The following is a 24,069-nucleotide window of genomic DNA, read 5'->3' on the forward strand; positions in this document are numbered from 1 at the left end:
TCCGGAAGGGTACGGAGCGTGTCCAATCGCCGGTCGTACGGCCCTGATCCGGCCGGTCGTGCGCCCCCGGGGCCGTACCGTCAGGCGCCCGCTGCCTCAGTCCCGTAGCGCCATCGTCATGGCCTCCACCGCGAGCAGCGGTGCCACGTTCCGGTCGAGGGCGCGGCGGCAGGCGAGGACGGCCTCCACTCTGCGCAGGGTCCGCTCCGGGGTGGTGCCGCGGGCGATCCGCTCCACCGTGTCCCGCACGTCCTCGTTGGCCAGGGGGGTGCGGGCGCCGAGCTGGAGCGTGAGCACGTCGCGGTAGAAGCCGGTGAGGTCGGTGAGGGCGAGGTCCAGGCTGTCGAGCTGGGTGCGCCGGCCGCGCCGCTTCTGCTTCTCCTCCAGCTCCTTCATCATTCCGGCGGTGCCGCGCGGCATCCGGCCGCCCTGCACGGCGCCGAGGGCGGCCTTCAGCTCCTCGGTCTCCTTGGCGTCGACCTCCTCGGCGACCTGTTTGGCGTCCTCGGCGGCGGCGTCGACGAGTTCCTGGGCGGCCTTGAAGCAGCCGCCGATGTCGGCGACCCGTACCGGCAGCTTGAGGACGACGGCGCGGCGGGCGCGGGCCCGCTCGTCGGTGGCGAGCCGCCGGGCCCGGTCGACGTGCCCCTGGGTGGCGCGGGCGGCGGCGTGGGCGGTCTCCGGGTCGATGCCGTCGCGCCGGATCAGCAGGTCGGCGACGGCCTCCACGGGCGGGGTCCGCAGGTTGAGGTGGCGGCAGCGGGAGCGGATCGTCGGCAGCACGTCCTCGACGGAGGGGGCGCAGAGCAGCCAGACGGTGCGCGGCGCGGGCTCCTCCACGGCCTTCAGGACCGCGTTGGCCGACTTCTCGTTCAGCCGCTCGGCGTCGGCGACGAGGATGACCTGCCAGCGGCCGTTGGCCGGGGAGGTGAAGGACTTGCGGACCGTCTCGCGCATGTCGTCGGCGAGGATCTGGGTGCCGACGGCGGCGATCGTCGTCACGTCGGCGTGGGTGCCGACCAGGGCGGTGTGGCAGCCGGTGCAGAACCCGCAGCCGGGGGCGCCGCCGAGGGCCCGGTCGGGGCTCACGCACTGGAGGGCCGCGGCGAAGGCCCGCGCGGCGTCGACCCGGCCGGCGCCGGGCGGGCCGGTGAACAGCCAGGCGTGGGTCATCTTCGACGCCTCGGGGGCGGGCCCGCCCCCGGCCTGGGCGGTGACGAGGGCGTCGGCGTCCCGCGCGGCGGCGGCGAGCTGCTCCTCGACCCTCGCCTGTCCGACCAGGTCGTCCCATACGGCCATGTCTGCCCCTCCTGAAGGTACGCCCTCCATTGTGGGGCAGCCCCCTGACAATCCCGCTCCGGTCCCGCTCCGAGCCGGGCGGGGGTCCGGTCCGGTCCCGCTCCGGTCCGGGTGGGGTCCGGAAGCCCGCCCGGCCCCTCAGTACCGGGCGGGCTCCGGGTCAGCGGCGCCGGCGGCCGTCCTCCGGGGCGCCGTCCTCGTCCTCGTACGCGCCGAACAGTTCGTCCGCCAGGGTCGGCAGGTCGTCCAGCGGGGTGTCCTCGGCCCAGTCGGAGCGGGGGCGCGGGCGGCCCTCCTCGTCGAGCCGGGGCAGCTCGCGGGTGACGTCGCCGGAGCGGCCGCCCTCGGCGTCGGCGTCCCGCTCGTCGCGGAAGAAGTCGCGCGGCACCCGGTCGGCCGGGTCGGACCGGCCGCTTCCGCCGTCCTGACGCCCGGACCGGCCGTTCCCCCCGTCCCGCCCACCGCGGTCCTCGCGGACCTGCGGCAGAACGGCCGTCTCGTCCTCCCCGGCCTTCGGCGGTACGGCCGTCCCGTCCTCGCGGATCTGCGGCAGGACGGCCGTCTCGTCGTCCAGCCGTACGACCGGGGTCGGCACGGTCACCTCGTTGGGCGACACGGCGGGGGCGGAGCCCGTACCACCGGCGCCGTCGTCCTTGCCCAGCCGCACGATCGGCGTCTGGACGGTGACCTCGTTGGCGGACTCCTCCAGCGCCTTCCGCTCGGCGGCGGCCTTCGCCTCGGCGGCCCGCCGCTCCTCCGCGGCCCTCGCCTCGGCGGCGGCGCGGGCGGCCTTCTCGGCGGCGGCCCGCTTCTCGGCCTCGGCCCGCTCGGCGGCGGCCTTCTCCGCGGCGGCCTTCGCGGCGGCCTCGGCCGCGAGCTTCTCCGCCGCCGCCTTCGCAGCGGCCTCCTCGGCCGCCTTGGCGGCGGCCGCCGCGGCGGCGACCCGGCGGGCCTCCTCCGCGCGGAGCAGGGCCTCCTCGGCCTTGCGCTGCTTCTCCTGGCGGAGCGCCTCGGCCTCGGCGCGCAGCCGGGCCTCCTCCTCGGCCTGCTTGCGGAGTCGTTCCTGCTCCTCCTGGCGGGCCTTCTCCTCGGCGGCGCGGCGGCGGGCCTCCTCCTCGGCGGCGATCCGGGCCTCCTCGGCCTTGCGCCGGGCCTCCTCGGCCTGCCGTTCGGCCTCCAGGCGGCGCGCCTCTTCCTCCTCGCGCCGCTTGCGCTCCTCCTCCTCGGCGCGCAGCTTGGCGAGCTGGGCCTGGCGCTCGCGCTCCAGGCGCTCCTCCTCGGCCTTGCGGGCGGCCTCCTCCTCGGCCTTGCGCCGCGCCTCCTCCTCGATCTTCCGGCGGGCCTCCTCCGCGGCCTTCACCTCGGCCTCGGAGAGGGGCAGCATCCGGTCGAGCCGGTGCCGGACGACGGTGGTGACGGCCTCGGGCTCCTGGCCCGCGTCGACGACGAGGTAGCGGGAGGCGTCGGCGGCGGCGAGGGCGAGGAATCCGGCCCGCACGCGCGCGTGGAACTCGGGCGGCTCCGACTCCAGCCGGTCCGGCGCCTCGGTGAACCGCTCGCGGGCGGTCTCCGGCGAGACGTCGAGGAGCACGGTCAGGTGCGGTACGAGGCCGCCGGTGGCCCAGCGGGAGATGCGGGCGATCTCGGTCGCGGACAGGTCGCGGCCGGCGCCCTGGTAGGCGACGGACGAGTCGATGTACCGGTCGGAGATGACGATGGCGCCCCGCTCCAGGGCGGGCCGGACCAGGGAGTCGACGTGCTCGGCGCGGTCGGCGGCGTACAGCAGCGCCTCGGCGCGGTTCGACAGTCCGGCGGAGGACACGTCGAGCAGGATCGAGCGGAGCCGCTTGCCGACGGGGGTGGCGCCGGGCTCGCGGGTGACGACGACCTCGTGGCCCTTGGCGCGGATCCAGTCGGCGAGGGCCTGCACCTGGGTGGACTTTCCGGCGCCGTCGCCGCCCTCCAGGGCGATGAAGAAGCCGGTCGCGGCGGGGGCCTGGGCCGGGTCGCCGCCGCGCAGCGCGTCGCGCAGGTCGCGGCGGAGCGGGACGCCCGCCCGGTCGTCGGTCTTCGCGAGGACGAGCGCGGCGACGGGCAGCAGCAGCGCCCCGACGAGGACGAGGGTGAAGGCGGCGCCGCCGTGGTCGAAGACGAACGTCCCGGAGGCGGAGGCGAGGCGGTGCGGGCCGATCGCGGCGGCGAGCAGCGGCGCGGCGAGCGCGCCGAGGGCGATGCCCACGCGCGCGGTGGCCTGGAGGTGGGCGGTGACGCGCTCCCGGTGCGGCTCCTCGGTCTCCTGGTCGACCAGGACGTGCCCGGTGTGGGCGGCGACGCCCGCCGCGTATCCGGCGAGGACGGCGAGGAGGAGCACGGTCGCGGTGTCGGGCACGAGGCCGACGGCGATCAGGGCGACGCCGGTGACGGCGGTCGCCAGGGCGAGCATCCGGCGCCGGGACAGCACGGGGAGCACGGAGCGGGCGGTGCGGATGCCGACGGCGGTGGCACCGCTGAGCGCGAGGACGAGCAGGGCGTACGTGACGGGCCCGCCGCCGAGGTCCCCGGCGTGGAGCGCGGCGAGCGAGGCCGCGGCGGCGATGGCACCGGCGACGGTGGCGCAGGCCAGGACGAGCAGCGGTACGGCTCCGGTGCGGCCCTTCTCGGCGGCCGGGCGGCGCAGCCCCTCCAGCGGCGAGCGCGGGCGCGGGGTCTGCCCGCCGGGCAGGGTCATCGCGGCGAGGACGCTGACGGAGGCGGCGAAGAGACCGGCCGCGACGTACGCGCCGAGGGCGGCCTGGTGGAGCGAGAACCAGTCGATGCCGGAGCCGAGCAGGTTGCCGACCAGGGTGGCGGCGAGCAGGACGGCGGCGGCGGCCGGGACGGCGAGGAAGGCGGTGCGCTGGTTGAGCGTGCGCAGGGCGCCGAGGTGGTCGGGAAGCGGCCGGACGGCGTCGCCCTCGACGGGCGCGGCGGGCAGCAGCGCGGGCGCGGCGCCGTCGCGGCAGACCGTCCAGAGGCGCTCGGCGGAGCCGGTGAGGAAGACGGTGCCGAGCAGGAACCACAGGGCGTCGCCGGGGGTCCAGTCGACCCACAGGGGCGCGATGACCAGCAGCGCGATCCGCAGCCCGTCGGAGCCGATCATGGTCCAGCGCCGGTCGAGGGCGCCGCCGGGCGCGGTCAGGGCGGTGAGCGGGCCGAGCAGGACGGCGCCGAAGAGGACGGTGGCGAGCAGCCGGGCGCCGACGACGGCGGCCACGGCGAAGGCGAGCCCGCGCGGTCCGCCGCCGAACGCGTCCTGGGCCGCCGCGGCCTGGAGGCCGAGGAGGACGAGGACGAGGAGGGCGAGGGCGTCTCCGACGCCGCCGAGGAGCTGGGCGCTCCAGAGGCGGCGCAGCGGGAGGTGGCGGACGAGGGCCCGCACGGCGCGCTCCCTGGAATCCGCGACGAGGGCGGCGTCGGAATCGCCGAGGCGGTCTGGCTGCTGCTCTGCTCGCGTCATCCGTCCACCCTATCCGGACGGGCTTGCTCCCCGGGGCGTCCGTCCGAACAAACGTAGGAGGCCGGAAGGGGGCCGGGAGGGCCCGCTTCCGCCCCCTCGGGGAGGTGCGAGGACGGGTATGGAAAGTGCCGCTCTCCATGGGTGGAGAGCGGCACTTTCCATACCCGTGCCCCCGCGGACGACCCGGCGGAGGACCGGCCCCGCCGTCAGTCCTGCGGTGCCGAGGACGCGGTCGTCTTCTTCGCCGCCGTGGTCTTCTTCGCGGTGGTCGTCTTCTTGGCCGCCGTCTTCTTGGCGGCGGTGGTCTTCGCGGCCGTGGTCTTCTTCGCGGCCGTCTTCTTGGCCGCGGTCTTCTTCGCCGGGGCCTTCTTGGCGGTCTTCTTGGCCGGGGCCTTGGCGCGCTTCTCGGCGAGCAGCTCGTAGCCGCGCTCCGGGGTGATGGTCTCGACGCTGTCGCCGGTCCGCAGGGTCGCGTTGGTCTCGCCGTCGGTCACGTACGGGCCGAAGCGGCCGTCCTTGACGACCACGGGCTTCTCGCTGACCGGGTCGGTACCCAGCTCCTTCAGCGGCGGCTTGGCGGCGGCCCGGCCGCGCTGCTTGGGCTGCGCGTAGATGGCGAGCGCCTCGTCCAGCGTGATGCTGAAGAGCTGGTCCTCGCTGGTCAGCGACCGCGAGTCGGTGCCCTTCTTGAGGTACGGGCCGTACCGGCCGTTCTGCGCGGTGATCTCGACGCCCTCCGCGTCGGTGCCGACGACGCGCGGCAGTGACATGAGCTGGAGGGCCTCCTCCAGGGTGACGGTGTCCAGGGACATCGTCTTGAAGAGGGAGGCGGTGCGCGGCTTGACCGCGTTCTTGCCGGTCTTCGGGACGTCGTCGGGCAGGATCTCGGTGACGTACGGGCCGTACCGGCCGGCCTTGGCGACGATCTGGTGGCCGCTGACCGGGTCGGCGCCCAGCTCGAAGTCGCCGCTCGGCTTGGCGAGCAGTTCCTCGGCGTAGGCGACGGTGAGCTCGTCGGGCGCGAGGTCCTCGGGGACGTCGGCCTTCTGGTAGCCCTCCTGGTCCCGCTCGCCGCGCTCGACGTAGGCGCCGTAGCGGCCGACGCGCAGCACGATGCCGTCGCCGACGGGGAAGGAGGAGATCTCGCGGGCGTCGATGGCGCCGAGGTCGGTGACGAGCTCCTTGAGGCCGCCGAGGTGGTCGCCGTCGCCGTTCCCGGCGTCGGCAGCGCCGCCGGCCGCTTCGCCCTCGCCGAAGTAGAAGCGCTTCAGCCACGGCACGGACTGGGCCTCGCCGCGCGCGATGCGGTCGAGGTCGTCCTCCATGCGGGCGGTGAAGTCGTAGTCGACGAGCCGGCCGAAGTGCTTCTCCAGCAGGTTGACCACGGCGAAGGAGAGGAAGGACGGCACGAGGGCCGTGCCCTTCTTGAAGACGTAGCCGCGGTCGAGGATGGTGCCGATGATCGACGCGTACGTCGACGGGCGGCCGATCTCGCGCTCCTCCAGCTCCTTGACCAGGGTGGCCTCGGTGTAGCGGGCGGGCGGCTTGGTGGCGTGCCCGTCGGCGGTGATCTCCACGGCGGAGAGCGCGTCGCCCTCGGCGACCTGCGGGAGGCGCCGCTCGCGGTCGTCGAGCTCCGCGTTCGGGTCGTCGGCGCCCTCGACGTAGGCCTTCATGAAGCCGTGGAAGGTGATCGTCTTGCCGGAGGCGGAGAACTCGGCGTCGCGGCCGTCGGCGGAGGTGCCGGCGATCTTGACGGTGACCGAGTCGCCGGTGGCGTCCTTCATCTGGGAGGCGACGGTCCGCTTCCAGATCAGCTCGTACAGCTTGAACTGGTCGCCGGTGAGGCCGGTCTCGGCCGGGGTGCGGAAACGATCACCCGAAGGCCGGATCGCCTCGTGCGCCTCCTGCGCGTTCTTGACCTTGCCGGCGTAGACGCGCGGCTTCTCCGGCAGGTAGCCGGCGCCGTACAGCTGCGTCACCTGGGCGCGCGCGGCGGCCACGGCGGTGTCGGAGAGGACGGTGGAGTCCGTACGCATGTAGGTGATGAAGCCGTTCTCGTACAGCTTCTGCGCCACCTGCATGGTCGCCTTCGCGCCGAAGCCGAGCTTGCGGCTGGCCTCCTGCTGGAGGGTGGTGGTGCGGAAGGGCGCGTACGGGGAGCGGCGGTACGGCTTCGACTCGACCGAGCGGACGGCGAAGCGGGTGTCGGCGAGGGAGGCGGCGAGCGCGCGGGCCTTCTCCTCGTCGAGGTGGAGCACGCTCTCGCTCTTGAGCCGGCCGTCGGCGCCGAAGTCGCGGCCCTGCGCGACGCGCTTGCCGTCGACGGCGGCGAGGCGGGCGGTGAGCGAGGAGGGGTCGGTGGGGTCGCCGGGGCGGCCGGTGGAGAAGGTGCCGGTGAGGTCCCAGTACTCGGCGGAGCGGAAGGCGATGCGCTCGCGCTCGCGCTCGACGACGAGCCGGGTGGCGACGGACTGCACGCGACCGGCGGAGAGGCCGCGCATGACCTTCTTCCACAGGACCGGGGAGACCTCGTAGCCGTACAGCCGGTCGAGGATGCGGCGGGTCTCCTGGGCGTCGACCATCCGCTTGTTCAGCTCGCGCGGGTTGCGCACGGCCTGCTGGATGGCGTCCTTGGTGATCTCGTGGAAGACCATCCGGTGGACGGGCACCTTGGGCTTGAGGACCTCCTGGAGGTGCCAGGCGATGGCCTCGCCCTCGCGGTCCTCATCGGTGGCGAGGAAGAGCTCGTCCGACTCGGCGAGCAGGTCCTTGAGCTTCTTGACCTGGGCCCGCTTGTCGGCGTTGACGACATAGATGGGCTGGAAGTCGTGCTCGACGTCGACGCCGAGGCGGCGGACCTCTCCGGTGTACTTCTCCGGCACCTCGGCGGCACCGCTCGGGAGGTCGCGGATGTGCCCGACGCTCGCCTCGACGACGTAGCCGGGGCCGAGGTAGCCCTTGATCGTCTTCGCCTTGGCAGGCGACTCGACGATGACGAGTCGGCGGCCGCCGTGTGCGGTCTCGCTGGTCGGGGACAACTTCGCTCTTCTCTCCGGTCGACACTCTCCAGGCCCGTACGGGCCCGTGCGGGCCAGGGGCCGGCCCGTACGGCGCTGGCGACGCGCGGCAGCGCCGGTACGACGCTGGGCGCCCACGGCAGCACCACGGACGGTGACGCTCCCGTCGCTGCGGAGTGTGACGGTACAACCCGCCCCCGTGTCAAACGGCGAAAGCCCGCAACGGCCACTCGAACGGTAACCCGACTCCTGCCCTTCCTGCCGCCCGGACGGCCGGACCGGCGGGGCGGCGAGGTGTGCCGCGCGTCTCAGCCCCGCTCCCGGCACGTGCCCCGCGGCAGCGGGACCGACCCCCCGGCGCGGCCCCGGTACGCCTCCGGAGGGGCTTCCGGGCGGGCTCACGGACGGACGTCCCGTCACGCTTCCGGGCGGGGCTCCGGCGGTGGTCTCAGATCCGGCCGAAGCACCAGACGCCGAGGAGGAGGAAGAGGACGCCGGCGAGGCCCGTGAGGGCGGCGGCGGCCCGGGGCGCGACACCGAGGACGACGGGCTCGCCGTGCCGGACGCGGACCGTGGTCCACAGCAGCAACGCGCCCCCGAACAGCGCGAACGCCGTTCCCGCGAAGATCGCCGGCCCGCTCTCCATGCCCGTACCCGCTTCCCGTCCCGGCGCCGTACCCGCCCTCTCGGCCGGGCGGTGGGTGTCTCCCGCAGGGAGGCTGACACCCCGTGGCGTCAGGGACGCGAACTCCGGGTGAACGGCACGGACCGGACCGCGCGGCTCCACGGAAAAGCCCTCCGGAACCCGCCGTACCGCGCCCCCGTTCCGCCCTCTACGGCCCGGCCCGCACCCCCGTCACCGCACCCGTCCCCGCCTCGTCCCCCGCCCCTCGCGCCGGCTCGCGCGACGCACCGCCCGACACTCCCCGTCGGCGTCTTCACGCCAGTGCCGTCCCGCCGTCACTCCCCGGCCGCCCCCTCCGGAAGCAGGGACTCCGGGGTGATGAAGCCCTCCTCGACGAGGAGCCGGATCGCCTGCGGGGTGCGGTCCCGCAGCAGCACCGGGTCCTCGCCCATGAGCTGGGCGATGGCGTCGAGGATCCGGCCCGCGCTGAGCGTGCCGTCGCAGACGCCCGCGAAGCCGGCGCCCACGTGGTCGACCCGGGTGGCGCGCCGCATCCCCCGGTTCTGCCGGAGCACGACGTGCTCGGGGTCCTCGGCGCCGGGCAGTCCGACCTGCTCCTGCACCACCTCGGGGGCGAGGGTGAAGCGGTCCTCCAAGAGTGCCGCGTCGTCGTGGTCCCGCAGGTACTCCTGGCGCTCGAAGTGCGCCCGCACGTGCGGCCCGAGCGGCTGCTCCACGGGGTGCGGCCACTCCTCGATCACGATCGACGGCTCGGCCTTCCCGGCGGCCACCGCCGGATCGCGCCGCAGGGTGATCCAGCCGAATCCGATCGCCCTGGTGCCGGTCTCCTCGAAGGCGTCCAGCCAGCGGCCGTACGCCGCCCGGTACGCCTCGGGGTCGCCGCGGTGGTCGCCGGCGTCCCGCAGCCACAGCTCGGTGTACTGGGTGACGTCCTGCACCTCGCGCTGGACGATCCAGGCGTCGCAGCCGCGCGGCACCCAGGAGCGCAGCCGGTCCTGCCACTCCTCGCCCTCGACGTGCTGCCAGTTGGCGAGGAACTGGGCGTACCCCCCGTCGTTCAGCCGCTCCCCGGCCTGCTGGACGAGGGTGCGGCACAGGTCGTCGCCGCTCATCCCGCCGTCCCGGTAGGTGAGCCCGGAGCCGGGGGAGATCACGAACGGCGGGTTGGAGACGACGAGGTCGTACGTGTCGCCGTCGACCGGCTCGTAAAGCGAACCGGCCAGCAGCGCGGCCTCCCGGGCGCCCGACAGGGCGAGGGTGAGGCGGGTGAAGTCCAGGGCCCTCGGGTTGAGGTCGGTGGCGGTGACCCGGGTGGCGTGCCGGGCCGCGTGCAGGGCCTGGATCCCGGAGCCGGTGCCGAGGTCGAGCGCGGCGGCGACCGAGGTGCGGACGGTGATGCCGGCGAGCGTGGTGGAGGCGCCGCCCACGCCGAGGACGACCCCTTCCTCCTTCTTCCCGATGCCGCCGGCGCCGCCGACGGCGCAGCCCAGGTCGGAGACGATGAACCAGTCCTCGCCGTCCGGTCCGCCGTACGGCCGGACGTCGACGGTCGCGCGCACGGCGCCGTCCTCCCGGACCACCCAGCCGTCGGCGAGGGCCTCGTCCAGCGGGAGCGCGGCGGCGGCCCGGTCGGACGCGACGGCCTCCTGGAGCAGGAAGAGGCGGACGAGGGTCTCCAGCGGGGAGTCGCCCCGGGTGGCGCGCAGCGCGGGGACGGTCTCGCTGCGGGCGAGCGCCGCGTAGGCCGGGGCGCCGAGCAGGTCGAGCAGGCCGTCGGCGGTGAAGGCGGCGGCGAGCAGGGCCTCGCGCAGTCGGGCGGCGTGCGCGGGCACCGGAAGGCTGGTGGTCAGGCTGGGCGTACTCACGCGTTCCATTGTGACGGCCGCGGGTGACAACGCGGCGCCCGACAGTCCGGCGCCCGCCCTCCGGAGCCTCCCGGCGACCGCCTGCGGCCCGGCCCCGACCGCGTGACGACAGGCCCCGGCCCCGGGCCCGGAGAGAACCAGCGACCGCCCCCGGGGAGGCTCCCCGGCCTCCGGAGACCCAGGAATGCCTCCGGAAGCCCCCACAGGCCGTCTCCGGGAACCCCTGGAGCCGCACCCACCGAAGCCCGCCGGGGACACCCCTGGGAACTCCCGAAGGAGCATCCCCCGTGCGGGAAGCGGCATCTGACGGACCGGCCGACGGCCCCGGCGCCCGTGCCGGGGGCCGTGAGCCGGAGGCGGGAGGCGGGGCCGGGAGGCGGGGCCGTACCCGGGACTACGAGTCCGACGACTCCGATGCCTTGTCCGAGCCCTCGCCGGTCTTCGGCGCGGGCGCGGCGGTGGCGCCGGCCTTCGGGGAGGCGGAGCCGGACGGCGTCTTCGGGACCGCCGGGGTCGGCTTCTGGCAGCCCGGCTGCTTGGCCATGGCCTTGCCGAGTTCGCCGCTCTCCAGGTTGGCCAGGGCGTTCTGGTCCATCTTCTCGATCTTGGTGAGGCCGTCGGCGACGTCCTTCAGCCCCTCGGCGAACTTCTGCTGGTTCGCCGGGTCGAGCGCGTCGACCTGCTTCTTCAGCCCGTCGTAGGCGGTCGCGGTCGCGTTCAGCTCCGCGACGACGTCCTTCTGGACCTTGTCACCGTTCTCGACCGGCGGGACACCGGCGCTCTCCACGGCCTTGGCCAGCGCCCGGTCCGCGTCCGCGATGTCCTTGAACGCCTTGGAGTCGGCGGCCTGGATCTCCGCCGGACGGCTGTCCGCCGCGGTCGAGATGATGATCTGGTGGGCGTCCGCACGCTTCTGGATCTGAGGCTTCGCCTGGTCGCAGAACGACTTGGCCCAGTCGTTCACCTTGTCGCCCTCGTCCTCGCTGCAACCGGACAGCACGAGCATCAGTACCGCACTGCCGGACAGCGCCGCCGCAAGCTTCTTGTTCACCGGATCGGTCCCTTCCAAGACTCTCGCCCCCGGAACTTACACGGCGCGCGCACCACTTCCCTCTTTCGCACGAGGGTTTGATCCCGTGTTGAATCCTTTTGAACCAAGCCGTACCGGGGCTGCGGCCACCCGCCGCCCTCCAGGAATGAGACGGACGCCACGTCAGGAGACGCCTGCCGGAAGCCGCTTGGAGCGCCCGCGCGAAGGCCGCGGCGACCTCCGCGGTCGGCCCCCCGCCCCGGTCGGTCCGCTTCGGGCACGCGAAGAGGCCCCGCCGTGACGGCGGGGCCTCTTCCCGGTACGCCTCCCGGCAGGGCCGGAGGGGCGTCTCGGTACGTCTCTGCGGAACGCGGGTCAGGACAGGAGGTCCGCGTCCTCCTCGGCCGGCAGGACGGGCCAGCGCATCCGGAGGACGCCGCCGTCCTCCCCCGCAGTCACCTCGACGTCGTCGACGAGCCCGCGGATCACCGCGAGGCCCATCTCGTCCTCGCCGTCGGCGTCGTCGAAGTCCTCGGCCGGGGCCGCGGCGCGCGCGACCGGAACACCGGCGGCGGTGGCCGCCGCCGTACCCGCACCGGGCACCTCGTCACCGACCTCGATGGAGAACGTCTTCTCCTCCTCGGTCAGCACGACCCGGATGGGCGTGGTGACGCCGTTGCTCCGGTGCAGTCCGACCGCACGGGAACACGCCTCGCCGACGGCGAGGCGCACCTCGTCGAGGACCGCCTCGTCCACCCCGGCCCGGCGGGCGACCGCGGCCGCCACCAGGCGGGCCGTGCGGACGTGCTCGGGCTGGGCGCTGAAGCGGAGTTCAACGGTGGCCATGGGATCCCCCGGTCAGTCGACCGCGTTGACGGCCTCGTCGACCGACGTGTGGATCGGGAAGACCTTGGTGAGGCCCGTGATCCGGAAGATCTTGAGAATGCGCTCCTGGTTGCAGACCAGACGCAGCGAACCCTCGTGCGCGCGCACGCGCTTCAGGCCGCCGACGAGCACACCCAGGCCGGTGGAGTCGAGGAAGTCCACGCGCTCCATGTCGACAACCAGGTGGTAGCTGCCGTCGTTCACCAACTCGACCAACTGCTCGCGCAGCTTGGGCGCGGTATACACATCAATCTCGCCACCGACCTCGACGACCGTACGGTCGCCGCCAGCTCCGGGCACAGTGCGAGTCGACAGGGACAGGTCCACGGATCCTCCAGCACCTTGCTATCGGGCGTTCGCCCCCTCGGATCTCCCGGGCGGAGTCGGAGAACGAATCACCAGCCGCGATGGCATTCAATCACTTACCAGCAGCCATGCACGACGCCTTGGAAGCATTGTCCGTCACGCCGGTGACACACTCGGTACCGATGGCCAAGAATCACCGCCCCAGTCGTCCGGCCGGGGAGACGGGCAGCCGCCCCTCCCCCGGCAGGGTCCTCGAACGGCTCGCCCACGGCGAGAGCCGGGCCGCGCGCATCACCCATACGGAGCACATGCCCGCGCGGGCGGGCCGTCATGCCGTCTGGCCGCACCTCATCCGGCCCGAGGTGATCGCCGCGATCGAGAAGGCCGGAATCGAGCACCCGTGGGCCCACCAGGCCGAGGCCGCCGGGCACGCCCTCGACGGCGCGTCCGTGGTGATCGCCACCGGAACCGCCTCGGGCAAGTCGCTCGCCTACCTCGCCCCCGTCCTCTCCGCCCTCCTGGACGGCTCCGAGGCCGCCAACGGGCGCGGGGCGACCGCGCTCTACCTCGCCCCCACCAAGGCCCTCGCCGCCGACCAGCGCCGCGCCGTCCGCGAACTGGCCGCCCCGCTCGGCAACGGCGTCCGGCCCGCCGTCTACGACGGCGACACCCCGGTCGAGGAGCGGGAGTGGGTCCGCCAGTACGCGAACTACGTCCTGACCAACCCCGACATGCTGCACCGGGGCATCCTCCCCTCCCACCCCCGCTGGTCCTCCTTCCTGCGCGCGCTGCGCTACGTCGTCATCGACGAGTGCCACACCTACCGGGGCGTCTTCGGCTCGCACGTCGCCCAGGTCCTGCGCCGGCTGCGCCGGATCTGCGCCCGGTACGGCTCCGAGCCGGTCTTCCTCCTCGCCTCCGCCACCTCCGCCGACCCGGCCCACACCGCCGCGCGGCTCACCGGCCTGTCCGTCACCGAGGTCGCCGACGACGCCTCCCCGCGCGGCGAGCTCGTCTTCGTTTTGTGGGAGCCGCCGCTCACCGAGCTCCACGGCGAGCGCGGCGCCCCGGTCCGCCGCACCGCCACCGCCGAGACCGCCGACCTGCTCACCGACCTGACCCGGCAGGGCGTCCGCACCGTCGCCTTCGTCCGCTCCCGGCGCGGCGCCGAACTGATCTCGGTGATCGCCCAGGAGCGGCTCGCCGAGACCGACCGGGCCCTCGCCCGGCGGGTCGCCGCCTACCGGGGCGGCTACCTGCCCGAGGAGCGGCGCGCCCTGGAGCGGTCCCTGCACTCCGGGGAGCTCCTCGGCCTCGCCGCCACCACCGCCCTGGAACTGGGCGTGGACGTCTCCGGCCTCGACGCCGTTCTTATCGCCGGCTATCCCGGCACCCGGGCCTCCCTGTGGCAGCAGGCGGGCCGGGCCGGCCGCTCCGGCGAGGGCGCCCTCGCCGTCCTGGTCGCCCGCGACGACCCGCTGGACACCTTCCTCGTCCACCACCCGGAGGCGATCTTCGACCAGCCGGTCGAGTCGACCGTCCTGGACCCCGACAACCCCTACGTCCTCGCCCCCCATCTGTGCGCCGCCGCGTCCGAGCTCCCGCTCACCGAGGCGGACCTGCCCCTGTTCGGCCCGGCCGCGCCCGGTCTGATGCCCCAGCTGGAGGCGGCCGGACTGCTGCGCCGCCGCGCCACCGGCTGGTACTGGACCCGCCGCGAGCGGGCGGCCGACCTGGCCGACATCCGGGGCGGCGGCGGCAGTCCCGTCCGGATCGTCGAGGAGGGCACCGGCCGGCTCCTCGGCACGGTCGACGAGGCCGCCTCCCACACCTCGGTCCACGAGGGCGCCGTCCACCTCCACCAGGGCCGCACCTACCTGGTGCGGAAACTGGACCTGGAGGACTCCGTCGCCCTCGTCGAAGAGGCCGTCCCGCCGTACTCGACCACCGCCCGCGACACCACCTCCATCGCCGTCCTGGAGACCGACACCGCGATCCCGTGGGGTTCGGGCCGCCTCTGCTACGGCTCCGTCGAGGTCACCAACCAGGTCGTCTCCTTCCTCCGCCGCCGCCTGATCACCGGCGAGGTGCTGGGCGAGACCAAGCTGGACCTGCCGCCCCGCACCCTGCGCACCCGGGCCGTGTGGTGGACGGTCACCGAGGACCAGCTCGACGACGCCCGGATCACCCCGGAGATCCTCGGCGGCGCCCTGCACGCCGCCGAGCACGCCTCCATCGGCATGCTGCCGCTGTTCGCCACCTGCGACCGCTGGGACATCGGCGGGGTCTCCGTCCCGCTGCACCCGGACACCCTGCTGCCGACCGTCTTCGTGTACGACGGGCACCCCGGGGGAGCCGGATTCGCCGAGCGCGCCTTCCGCACCGCCCGGGAGTGGCTGACCGCCACCCGCGAGGCCATCGCCTCCTGCGAGTGCGAGACCGGCTGCCCGTCCTGCATCCAGTCCCCCAAGTGCGGCAACGGCAACAACCCCCTGCACAAGCGCGGCGCCGTCCGCCTCCTCACCGAACTCCTCAAGGAAGCCCCCCACGCCCCGACGCCCCCACCTCCGGAACGAACGGCCCCGAAAGCCGAGGACCCGGAGGACGAGGACCCGAAGGACTGAGCTTCGGGAGGCGGAGGTCCGAGAGGCGGAGGTCCGGAAGGCGCTGGTCCGGCCGGACCGAACCGCGCGCAGCCGCACCGGAGCCGAACAGGGGCGGGCCCTCGGGAAGCAGCCCCGGAGGGAGCGGTGCCGGCCCCGCCCGCGCCCTGACCTCGGGGGCGTACCTTCCGCGGACCACCCGCGCCGTCACCTCGGCCTCCTCCCCCTCGATCCGGCAACCGACCAGTTCGGCGCCCTGTGCCACCACGACCCGGCCGGCCGCCGCGCACGCCTCCGCCTCGCCCCACAGGGCCCGGTCGGCGGCGGCGAGGGCCGCCAGGTCGGCCGCGCCTCCCGCCCGGTGCCGGGCCGCCACGACCTGCCCGAGCACCAGCACGAGGCCGAAGACCGCACACAGCGCGCACGCCGCGACAGCGGTCCACACCGTCGCCACACCCCGGTCCCCGCGCCCCACCACCGCCCTCCGCCACCAGAGCCCCCAGAACCCCAGGGACCCCGAGCGCCCCCGGCGCGCCTTTCCGCACGCTCCTCCCCGGCTCCTCACCACAGCCCTCCCTCCCCGACCGCCTCTCCGGCACCCAGTTCCGTCCCGGCCACCGGCGGGCCGTCCTCCCCGACCGTCTCCTCGGCGAGGGCCACGGCCCTGGCGCTGAGGTTCACACCGAGCCCGCCAGGGCCCGGGGCGGACACCTCCACCGTCACCCGCCAGAGCTCCCCGTCCCGTGCCACCGTCACGCGGGCCCCTTCGGGGGCGGTGGCACGGGCCGCGGCCACGACCGCCCCGGAGGGTTCCGAGCGGGCCGCCGCCCGCGCGCCGGCCCGCGCCGCGTCCACGCACCGGATCTGCGCGGCGGACGCGGCCAGCCCCCACAGCAGCACCATCGCGAAAGCCATCAGCACCAGCAGCGCGACCGCCGCCTCCACGGTCACGGCGCCCCGGTCGTCCACCGCGCCCCGCGCTCTCCCCCAGCGCCGGTACCGGCGCTGGGGACGTTCAGAACGGCGCATGAAGGGCCTTCGAGATCACCGACTCCAGCGCGCCCGCGACGGACCCGCTCGTCACGACCTTGTAGAGCACGGCGGCGAAGGCCGCCGCCGCGATGGTCCCGAGGGCGTACTCGGCCGTACTCATCCCGTCGTCAGTACGCATCCCGGCCCGCCGGGACCGCCAGAACGCCCCTGTCGAAGCCCGTACCCGGTTCCACACCCCACCGTTCGCCCTTTTCATCCCGTTCACCCTGTTCGCCATCGTTTTCCCTTCATCGAATCGGTCTTCCTTCACGTGGTGCCTCCTCAGCCGTTCAGCAGGCCCGACGCCAGGCCGATCACCACCGGGGCCACTCCGACCGCGAGGAACGCGGGCAGGAAGCACAGCCCCACAGGGGCGCTGATCAGCACCTGGGCCCGGTGGGCCCGCGCGGCGGCGGTGCGGGCGCTCGCCGCCCGCAGTCCGGCCGCGTGCCGGGCCACCGCCTCCGCTGCGGGCGCCCCGGAGGCGCCGGCCCGTTCCATGCAGCGGGCGAGCCCCTCGGCACCCGGTATCGCGCCGAACCTCCGCCACACCTCGGCCGGTTCGCCGCCGAGCCGCAGTTCGGCGGCCGTGCGCAGCAACCGCCCGCCGAGCGGTCCGCCCAGGGACCGGCCCACGGCCTCGGCCGCCGCTCCAGGCCCGGCCCCGGCCGAGGCACAGGCCGCCAGGAGGTCCGCCGCCAGCGGGAGTTGGCCGGCCGCCTCCCGGTCCTCCCCGGCCGCTGTCCGGCCGCCGGACCGCCGCAGCCACCACCGGGCGGCGAGGGAGCCGCCGAGGCCCGTCAGGAGGGCCGCGGCGGGCCCGACGAAGACCCCCGCGCAGAGAGCCCCACCGGCCACCGAGGCCAGAACAGGCGTCGGTACGGCCCTGAGCCGCGCCCCGACGACCCGCAGCCGGCCCGTCCCTCGACCGGCCGGGCGCCTCGCCCCGACCGCGCCTCCCGGCGCCCCCAGCAGCTCCCCGAGGCGCCGCCTGGTGCCCCGCTCACGGCGCCCCCGCACCAGCCGGAACCAGCCCCGGCCGAGCAGCCAGCACCCCAGGACCAGCAGCGGGACCATACGGATCAGCTCACGCCGCATCCCCGGCACCTCCCCGCACGATCCGCGCGGCCCACCACAGCCCGGCCGCCTCCAGCACGCCGCCGACCAGCAGGCAGGCCCCTCCGGCCGGGGTGTGCAGCAACACCCGCAGCGGTTCGGCACCAAGGGCCGCGCCCATGCCGATCCCGGCTAGGGGGAGGGCCGCGAGCACGCCCACCGTGGCCCAGGCGCCCGCCAGTTCGGACCGCAGGTGGGCCCGCCGCTCGTCCTGCTCGCGCAGTGCCGCCTCCAGCCGGTCCAGTCCCGCCGCCAGCCCCGCGCCGCCGTCCACGGCCACCTGCCAGCAGGCCGCCAGCCCCGCGAGCCCCTCCGCGCCCTCCCGGCGGGCCGCCGCCCGCAGGGTCTGCGGAACGTCGCCGCCGAAGCCGACCGCGGCGAGCACCCGCACCTCCTCGGGGCCGAGGGCACCGGTGCGGCGGGCCGCGTGGGCGAGGGCCGCCCCGGGCTGCCGGCCGGCTCTCAGCTCGCCTGCGGCCGTCTCGCACAGGGCCACCACCCGCCCGGACCGCGCCTCCCGCTCCTTGCGCCGCCGCGCCGCCCGCAGTCGGCGCCGTACGAGCGGGACCGCGACGGCTCCGGCCACCAGGGGCAGCGGCGACCGGCCCAGCAGGGCGACCGCCCCGGCCGCGGGCAGGCAGAGCCATTCGGGCCGCGCGCGTGCCGCCGCCCACCAGCGCATCGCGCGCGCCCGCGCGGCGGCGCCCCCACACCCGGGCCGGGCACCGGGCAGCAGTGCCCCGGCCCGCCGGACCGCCCGGCGCCACCGGACCTCCCGCGCGACGGCGAGCAGGATGCCGAGACCGAGCAGGGTCAGGGAGGAGAGCACAGTGGCCTGCGAGGCGGTCACCGCGCGCCGCCGACGAGCGCGCTCAGCCGGGGCCAGCCCCGCTCCCGCGCGAATCCCTCGGGGGCCCAGCGGAGGGCGGGCACGGTACGCACCAGGCCGTCCCGGTCCCGTTCCAGAACGTGGACCTCGGCGATCCGCCGTCGTCCGTCGGCGTCCCGGACCAGGTGGAGCACGGCGGAGAGCCCCGCGCCCAACTGGCTGTGCAGGGCCGCCCGGTCGAGCCCCGCGGCGGTGCCGAGCGCTTCGAGGCGGGCGGGGACGTCGGCCGCCGTATTGGCGTGAAGAGTGCCCGAGCCGCCTTCGTGACCGGTGTTAAGGGCTGCCAGCAGGTCAACTGCCTCCCCGCCTCGGACCTCGCCGACGACCAGCCGGTCGGGCCGCATCCGCAGGGCCTGGCGGACCAGGTCCCGCAGGGTGACGAGCCCGGCCCCCTCCTGGTTCGGCGGGCGGGCCTCCAGGCGCACCACGTGGGGGTGGTCGGGGCGCAGCTCCGAGGAGTCCTCGGCGAGGACGATCCGCTCCCGCTCGCCGACCAGTCCGAGCAGGGCGGCGAGGAGCGTCGTCTTGCCCGTCCCCGTACCGCCGCTGACCAGGTAGGACACCCGGGCGCCGATCAGTGCCCGCAGGATCTCGTCGCCGCCCGGCGGCACCGTCCCGGCGGCGGTCAGCTCCTCCAGGGTGAAGGCCCGGGGCCGCATCACCCGCAGCGACAGGCAGGTGGAGCCGACCGCGACCGGCGGGAGGACCGCGTGCATACGGGTCCCGTCGGGCAGCCGGGCGTCCACCCACGGCCGGGCGTCGTCGAGCCGGCGGCCGGCGACCGCCGCGAGCCGCTGGGCGAGCCGCCGTACGGCCGCCGCGTCGGAGAAGACCACCGGGGCCCGCTCCAGACCGGCGCCCCGGTCCACCCACACCCGGTCGGGCGCGGAGACCAGCACGTCGGTGACGTCCGGGTCGGCGAGGAGGGTCTCCAGCGGCCCCGCGCCGGTCAGTTCGGACCGCAGTTCCTCGGCCGCTCCCAGCACCTCGGCGTCCCCGAGCAGCCGCCCCTGGGCCCGCAGGGCGGCCGCCACCCTGGCCGGGGTGGGTTCGGCGCCGCTGGCCGCGAGCCGCTGCCGTACGGCGTCGAGCAGTCCGGCGCCGCCGGCCGGGAGCACGGGGCGGGTGCCCCGCAGGGTGGTCGTCGCGGCGGTCTCCGTACCGCCCGCCGCCGTCATGCCGCGTCTCCCGAGGGCAGCGCCCGCTCCCAGAAGGCGGTGCAGAAGCGGCCGAGCGGTCCGCGCGGGTCGGCGCCCGGCGGGGTGCCCGCGTCCAGGTCGGGCACGATGCCGGGGTCGTAGGGGAGTTCTCCGACGAGCGGCAGCCGGAGGGCGTCCGCGACCCAGCGTTCGTCGAGCCCCGTCGCGTACGGTCCTCGGACGACGGCCCGCAGGTCGGGCACGACCAGGGAGAGGGTGGCGGCGACGCGGTGGGCGGCGGTGACCGCACGCAGTTCGCCGGGGACGACGACGAGGCCGAGGTCGAGCTGGGCCAGGGCTTCGGTCCCGGCCGCGTCGAGGGCCCTCGGCAGGTCGACCACGACGGTTCCGCCCCGGCGGCGCGCGGCGGCGAGCACGGACCGGACGGCATCGGGCGGCACGGCGGCGGACGGTTCCCGTCCCCAGCTGAGCACCCGCACCCCGTGGGCGGCGGGCAGCGACTCCTCCAGGGCCCCGCCGGCCAGCCGTCCCTTCGAGGCGGTGAAGTCGCCCCACCGCCTTCCCCTCTCGCGTTCGGCGCCGAGCAGCACGTCGAGTCCCCCGCCGAGGGGGTCGCCGTCGACGAGTAGGGTCCGCCGGCCGGTACGGGCGGCGGCGAGCGCGAGCGCGCAGGCGAGGGTGGAGGCGCCGGCCCCGCCCCGGCCACCCACGACGCCGACGGTCAGGGCCGTCCGGCCGGCTCCCTCGGCGGCGTCGGCGATCCGGCCGACGACGAGGGCCTCGGCCTCGGGCAGCCGCAGGACGCTGTCCGCCCCGAGGGCGACGGCGAGCCGCCACACCTCCGGGTCGTCGTCCCCGCGCCCGACGAGGACGACTCCGGGCCGGCGCGCGGCGCCCCGGCAGTGGGCCGCCACGTCCTCCCCGACGAGGACGAGCGGGGGATCGGTCCAGCCGGACCGCCGCTCGGGCACCCGGTGGTGCACCTCGGGCTCGACGCCGGCCGCGGCGCACAGCCGCAGCAGGTCGTCGAGGAGGACGACGTCCTCGGTGACGATCAGCGGGCCGGCCCCGCGCCCCTCCCCCGTCTCCCGCGCCGTGTCCTCGTGCTCCGCTCCGTTCGTGCGGGCGGTCGTCCGCTCCTGCATCGCGCACACCCCTCTCGTGATTCCCGTCGGCCGCGCACTTCGCGACGGGATTCACGGTGGGGCCACCGGAGAAATCGTGCGGAGACCACCGAAAAACTGTGGATAAGTAACCGCCTGTGAATAACTCGACCACTCTCCCAGGGGCTCCCCGGAACGCAGCCTGCTGGTTACGGTGTGTAACGAATCGAAAGACCGCCGGGCCGGGAGCACCTGGACCGGCGGCACCGCGAGAGAGGAGAGCGAGCGATGGCTCGACGCGAGAAAACGCCCCCGGACATGCGACGACCCCCGCCGGGGGGGAGAGCGGGGGTCGTCTTTCCGGCCGACTCGGGGGGGGAGGAGCCGGGCCGGGTTAGCACGGTCGCGAACGATCCGTGACTTCCATGGTGTACCCGAGAGCCTTCTCAGGCAAACCCACGCGCCCCAGCGTACGCCGAATGGCGGGCACCTATGCTCAGCGTTGTGGAAAACCACTCCTTGCCGCGCACAGCCGCCTTCTTTGACCTGGACAAGACGGTCATTGCGAAGTCCTCGACGCTGACCTTCAGCAAGTCCTTCTACCGGGGCGGTCTGATCAGCCGCCGCGCCGCCCTGCGGACCGCCTACATCCAGTTCGTGTTCCTCGTCGGCGGCGCCGACCACGACCAGATGGAGCGGATGCGCGAATACCTTTCCGCGCTCTGCAAAGGCTGGAACGTCGCCCAGGTCAGGGAACTCGTCGCCGAGACCCTGCACGACCTGATCGACCCGATCATCTACGACGAGGCCGCCTCCCTCATCGAGGACCACCACGCCGCCGGCCGCGACGTCGTGATCGTGTCCACCTCCGGTGCCGAGGTGGTCGAGCCGATCGGGGAGATGCTGGGGGCGGACCGGGTCGTCGCCACCCGGATGGTGGTCGGAGAGGACGGCTGCTTCACCGGCGAGGTGGAGTACTACGCCTACGGCCCGACCAAGGCCGAGGCCGTGCGGGAGCTGGCGGCGTCGGAGGGGTACGACCTCTCCCGCTGCTTCGCCTACAGCGACTCGGCGACCGACCTCCCCATGCTGGAGGCCGTCGGCCACCCGTACGCGGTCAACCCGGACCGGACGCTGCGCCGCGAGGCGACCGCCCGGGAATGGCCGGTGCTGGTCTTCAGCCGACCGGTACGGCTCAAGCAGCGGCTGCCCGCCTTCCGGATGCCGCCCCGGCCCGCGCTCGTGGCCGCGGCGGCGGTCGGAGCGGCGGCGGCCACCGCCGGACTCGTCTGGTACGCCACCCGGCGGCGCCGGTCCGCGGCGGGCACGGCCCGCTCGCCCCTTCTCAACTGAACAGTCGCCCCTCACACAGGGGGATCCGACAGGAAGCGGAGCCACCACTTTCGCTTCCTGTCGGACAGGAGTAGAAAGGAAGCAGGCCCGCGAGACCTGGGACATCCGAGAGGATCACCTGTTGAGCATGAAGGCCCCACGGACCTGACGCACAGAAACCCGGCACCCACGCGACGTCGACCCGTCGATTACGGGCCAGCCGCACCAGGCGAAGGGCAAAGCACCCCGCCTGATGGGCACATATCGAGGACGCTTGGTAACTGGGTGGGCGTGTCGGCGGCGGTACCGGTTCCGGTACCGCCGCAACCCATGTGAGGGAGGTCCCGCCGCGCGGCGGGACTGGCCTCAGGCGGCGCCGCGCTGGAGCGCCTCGCAGACCGCCGTCGACTCCCGGACACCCAGCTCCACCGAGCGCCCGCAGTGGGCGATCCACGCCCCGACGCCCTCCGGGGTGCCGGAGAGATAGCCCTCGAAGGCGGCCAGATAGGCGGCCCGGCCCTGTTCCGCGTGGCCGACCTCGGCGGGGCAGACGCCCTTCGGGTCGAGGCCGCTGCCCTCCAGCACGATCCGCTCCGCGGCTCGGGCGACGAGCCCGTTGTACGAGGTGAAGGGCCGCAGGGCGAGGAGTTCGCCGTGCACCACGGCGGACGTCACCAGGGCCGGGGCCTCGCTGCCGGCGACGACCAGTTCCGCGAGTCCGTCGAGCCGGGCGGCGACCTCGTCGGGGGCGGGCAGGGGCACCTCGACCAGCGGCTCGGTGACCGCCTCTCCGACCTGGCGGGGGCGGCCCACCGTGGGGTCCTGCTCCCCGGCCGCGACCAGGTGCAGCCGGGCGAGCACCCGGAGCGGCGACTGGCGCCAGATGGAGAGCAGTTGACCCGCCTCCGCGCTCAGGCGGAGGGAGGCGCCGACGACGCGTGCCTCGGGGTCCGCGCCGAAGTCGGTCCGGCGGCGGACCTCCTCCAGGGCCCAGTCGGCACCGGACAGGGCCGCCGATCCCCGGGCCCCGCGGAGCGCGGCCTCGGAGGAGATCTCGTTGCTGCGGCGGCGCATCACGCGGTGACCGTAGACCCGGTCGACGGCCTTGCGTACGGAGTCCACCGCATCGGCGACGCCCGGCAGGGAGCCGAGGGCGGCCAAGGGGTCAGAAGCGTGCGTACTCATAAGTAGGGAGGCTACGCGCCCCCGGGGTCCGCCCCACGATGGAGTGGTCTTCTTCATACATCTCGACCACGCATCGCATTCGAGCGGCTACGCTAGGTGAATATGAAGATCGCTTTCGTCGGGAAGGGCGGCAGCGGCAAGACGACGCTGTCCTCGCTCTTCGTCCGCCACCTCGCCGCCACCGAGTCGCCGGTCGTCGCCGTCGACGCGGACATCAACCAGCACCTGGGCGCCGCGCTCGGCCTCACCGAGGCGGAGGCGGGCGCACTGCCCGCGATGGGTGCGCACCTGCCGCTCATCAAGGAGTACCTGCGCGGCAGCAATCCCCGGATCTCCTCCGCCGAGACGATGATCAAGACCACGCCGCCCGGGGAGGGCTCGCGGCTGCTGCGGGTCCGCGAGGAGAACCCGGTCTACGAGGCGTGCGCCCGGACCGTCCGGCTCGACGCGGGCGAGATCCGGCTGATGGCGACCGGTCCGTTCACCGAGGCGGACCTCGGTGTGGCCTGCTACCACTCGAAGGTCGGCGCGGTGGAGCTGTGCCTGAACCACCTGGTGGACGGGGCCGACGAGTACGTGGTCGTCGACATGACGGCGGGTTCCGACTCCTTCGCGTCGGGCATGTTCACCCGCTTCGACATGACCTTCCTGGTCGCCGAGCCGACCCGGAAGGGCGTGTCGGTCTACCGCCAGTACAAGGAGTACGCGCGGGACTTCGGCGTCGCCCTGAAGGTCGTCGGGAACAAGGTGCAGGGCCCGGACGACCTGGACTTCCTGCGGGAGGAGGTCGGCGAGGACCTGCTCGTCACGGTGGGGCACTCGGACTGGGTCCGCGCGATGGAGAAGGGCCGGCCGCCGCGCTTCGACCTGCTGGAGCCGGAGAACCACGAGGCCCTGCGGACCCTCCGGACGGCGGCGGACGCGTCGTACCGGAACCGCGACTGGGAGCGGTACACCAGCCAGATGGTCCACTTCCACCTGCGCAACGCGGAGAGCTGGGGGAACGAGAAGACCGGGGCGGACCTGGCGGCCCAGGTCGACCCCGGCTTCGTCCTCGGCGAGCCGACCGTCGCCGGAAACGCCCACTGACGCGTCCCGCATC

At 74.8% G+C, this 24,069-nt stretch carries 19 protein-coding genes; 3 read left to right on the forward strand and 16 right to left on the reverse strand.

What is annotated here, in order from left to right:
* Positions 1 to 96: 96 nt before the first annotated feature.
* The 8 genes from IE219_RS22385 to IE219_RS22420 all read right to left on the reverse strand — a co-directional run bounded on the left by IE219_RS22385 (position 97) and on the right by IE219_RS22420 (position 12,568).
* Positions 97 to 1,299, reverse strand: coding sequence for a DNA polymerase III subunit delta' (locus tag IE219_RS22385; protein ID WP_189980267.1), 1,203 nt, complete (start codon positions 1,297 to 1,299; stop codon positions 97 to 99).
* A gap of 160 nt (positions 1,300 to 1,459) precedes the next feature.
* Positions 1,460 to 4,795, reverse strand: a complete 3,336-nt coding sequence (tmk, locus tag IE219_RS22390; protein WP_189980269.1) for a dTMP kinase — start codon at positions 4,793 to 4,795, stop codon at positions 1,460 to 1,462.
* Between the two features lie 206 nt (positions 4,796 to 5,001).
* Positions 5,002 to 7,836 (reverse strand): type I DNA topoisomerase, encoded by a 2,835-nt coding sequence (topA, locus tag IE219_RS22395; protein ID WP_189980272.1) that lies wholly within the window; start codon positions 7,834 to 7,836, stop codon positions 5,002 to 5,004.
* A 427-nt stretch (positions 7,837 to 8,263) separates the two neighbouring features.
* On the reverse strand, positions 8,264 to 8,461 hold the full coding sequence (locus tag IE219_RS22400; protein ID WP_189980274.1) for a hypothetical protein: 198 nt from the start codon (positions 8,459 to 8,461) through the stop codon (positions 8,264 to 8,266).
* A 314-nt stretch (positions 8,462 to 8,775) separates the two neighbouring features.
* Positions 8,776 to 10,335 (reverse strand): DUF7059 domain-containing protein, encoded by a 1,560-nt coding sequence (locus IE219_RS22405; RefSeq protein ID WP_189980275.1) that lies wholly within the window; start codon positions 10,333 to 10,335, stop codon positions 8,776 to 8,778.
* Positions 10,336 to 10,720: 385 nt separating this feature from the next.
* Complete coding sequence (locus tag IE219_RS22410) at positions 10,721 to 11,377, reverse strand: small secreted protein (protein WP_189980277.1); 657 nt, start codon at positions 11,375 to 11,377, stop codon at positions 10,721 to 10,723.
* 354 nt (positions 11,378 to 11,731) lie between these two features.
* Positions 11,732 to 12,202: an ATP-binding protein gene (locus IE219_RS22415; RefSeq protein ID WP_189980279.1), complete on the reverse strand. Its 471-nt coding sequence runs from the start codon at positions 12,200 to 12,202 to the stop codon at positions 11,732 to 11,734.
* 12 nt (positions 12,203 to 12,214) lie between these two features.
* Complete coding sequence (locus tag IE219_RS22420) at positions 12,215 to 12,568, reverse strand: STAS domain-containing protein (RefSeq protein ID WP_189980282.1); 354 nt, start codon at positions 12,566 to 12,568, stop codon at positions 12,215 to 12,217.
* Between the two features lie 80 nt (positions 12,569 to 12,648).
* On the opposite strand from IE219_RS22420, the gene sftH reads away from it, so the two are divergent.
* The gene (gene sftH / locus IE219_RS22425) at positions 12,649 to 15,171 is read left to right on the forward strand and encodes a DEAD/DEAH box helicase (protein WP_189980284.1); all 2,523 of its coding nucleotides are present in this window, start codon (positions 12,649 to 12,651) and stop codon (positions 15,169 to 15,171) included.
* Here the strand turns inward: sftH and IE219_RS22430 are convergent.
* From IE219_RS22430 to ssd, 7 genes are all read right to left on the reverse strand, one after another.
* A complete protein-coding gene (locus IE219_RS22430) occupies positions 15,080 to 15,718 on the reverse strand; it encodes an Rv3654c family TadE-like protein (protein WP_308434037.1) in 639 nt (212 codons plus the stop codon). The two genes, sftH and IE219_RS22430, sit on opposite strands and share 92 nt — an antisense overlap.
* Positions 15,712 to 16,119, reverse strand: a complete 408-nt coding sequence (locus IE219_RS22435) for a TadE family type IV pilus minor pilin (protein WP_308434038.1) — start codon at positions 16,117 to 16,119, stop codon at positions 15,712 to 15,714. The genes IE219_RS22430 and IE219_RS22435 overlap by 7 nt, the downstream gene beginning before the upstream one ends.
* A 46-nt stretch (positions 16,120 to 16,165) precedes the next feature.
* Positions 16,166 to 16,303, reverse strand: coding sequence for a DUF4244 domain-containing protein (locus tag IE219_RS32585; RefSeq protein ID WP_373298870.1), 138 nt, complete (start codon positions 16,301 to 16,303; stop codon positions 16,166 to 16,168).
* A 161-nt stretch (positions 16,304 to 16,464) separates the two neighbouring features.
* A complete protein-coding gene (locus tag IE219_RS22445; protein ID WP_189980295.1) occupies positions 16,465 to 17,280 on the reverse strand; it encodes a type II secretion system F family protein in 816 nt (271 codons plus the stop codon).
* On the reverse strand, positions 17,270 to 18,148 hold the full coding sequence (locus IE219_RS22450) for a type II secretion system F family protein (protein ID WP_229849939.1): 879 nt from the start codon (positions 18,146 to 18,148) through the stop codon (positions 17,270 to 17,272). Before IE219_RS22450 ends, IE219_RS22445 begins: the two co-directional genes overlap by 11 nt.
* On the reverse strand, positions 18,145 to 19,365 hold the full coding sequence (locus tag IE219_RS22455) for a TadA family conjugal transfer-associated ATPase (protein WP_229849940.1): 1,221 nt from the start codon (positions 19,363 to 19,365) through the stop codon (positions 18,145 to 18,147). Before IE219_RS22455 ends, IE219_RS22450 begins: the two co-directional genes overlap by 4 nt.
* Positions 19,362 to 20,492: a septum site-determining protein Ssd gene (gene ssd / locus IE219_RS22460; RefSeq protein ID WP_189980297.1), complete on the reverse strand. Its 1,131-nt coding sequence runs from the start codon at positions 20,490 to 20,492 to the stop codon at positions 19,362 to 19,364. The genes IE219_RS22455 and ssd overlap by 4 nt, the downstream gene beginning before the upstream one ends.
* Positions 20,493 to 20,942: 450 nt before the next feature.
* On the opposite strand from ssd, the gene IE219_RS22465 reads away from it, so the two are divergent.
* Positions 20,943 to 21,803, forward strand: coding sequence for an HAD family hydrolase (locus IE219_RS22465; RefSeq protein WP_189980298.1), 861 nt, complete (start codon positions 20,943 to 20,945; stop codon positions 21,801 to 21,803).
* A gap of 345 nt (positions 21,804 to 22,148) precedes the next feature.
* On the opposite strand, the gene IE219_RS22470 is transcribed toward IE219_RS22465, so the two are convergent.
* Positions 22,149 to 22,967, reverse strand: coding sequence for a Fic family protein (locus IE219_RS22470; RefSeq protein WP_189980300.1), 819 nt, complete (start codon positions 22,965 to 22,967; stop codon positions 22,149 to 22,151).
* A 102-nt stretch (positions 22,968 to 23,069) separates the two neighbouring features.
* Between IE219_RS22470 and IE219_RS22475 the strand changes: the two genes are divergently transcribed.
* Positions 23,070 to 24,056, forward strand: a complete 987-nt coding sequence (locus IE219_RS22475) for an ATP-binding protein (RefSeq protein WP_189980302.1) — start codon at positions 23,070 to 23,072, stop codon at positions 24,054 to 24,056.
* Positions 24,057 to 24,069 lie beyond the last annotated feature (13 nt).

The organism is Streptomyces termitum, assembly GCF_014650175.1.
Classification (GTDB): Bacteria; Actinomycetota; Actinomycetes; order Streptomycetales; family Streptomycetaceae; genus Streptomyces; species Streptomyces termitum.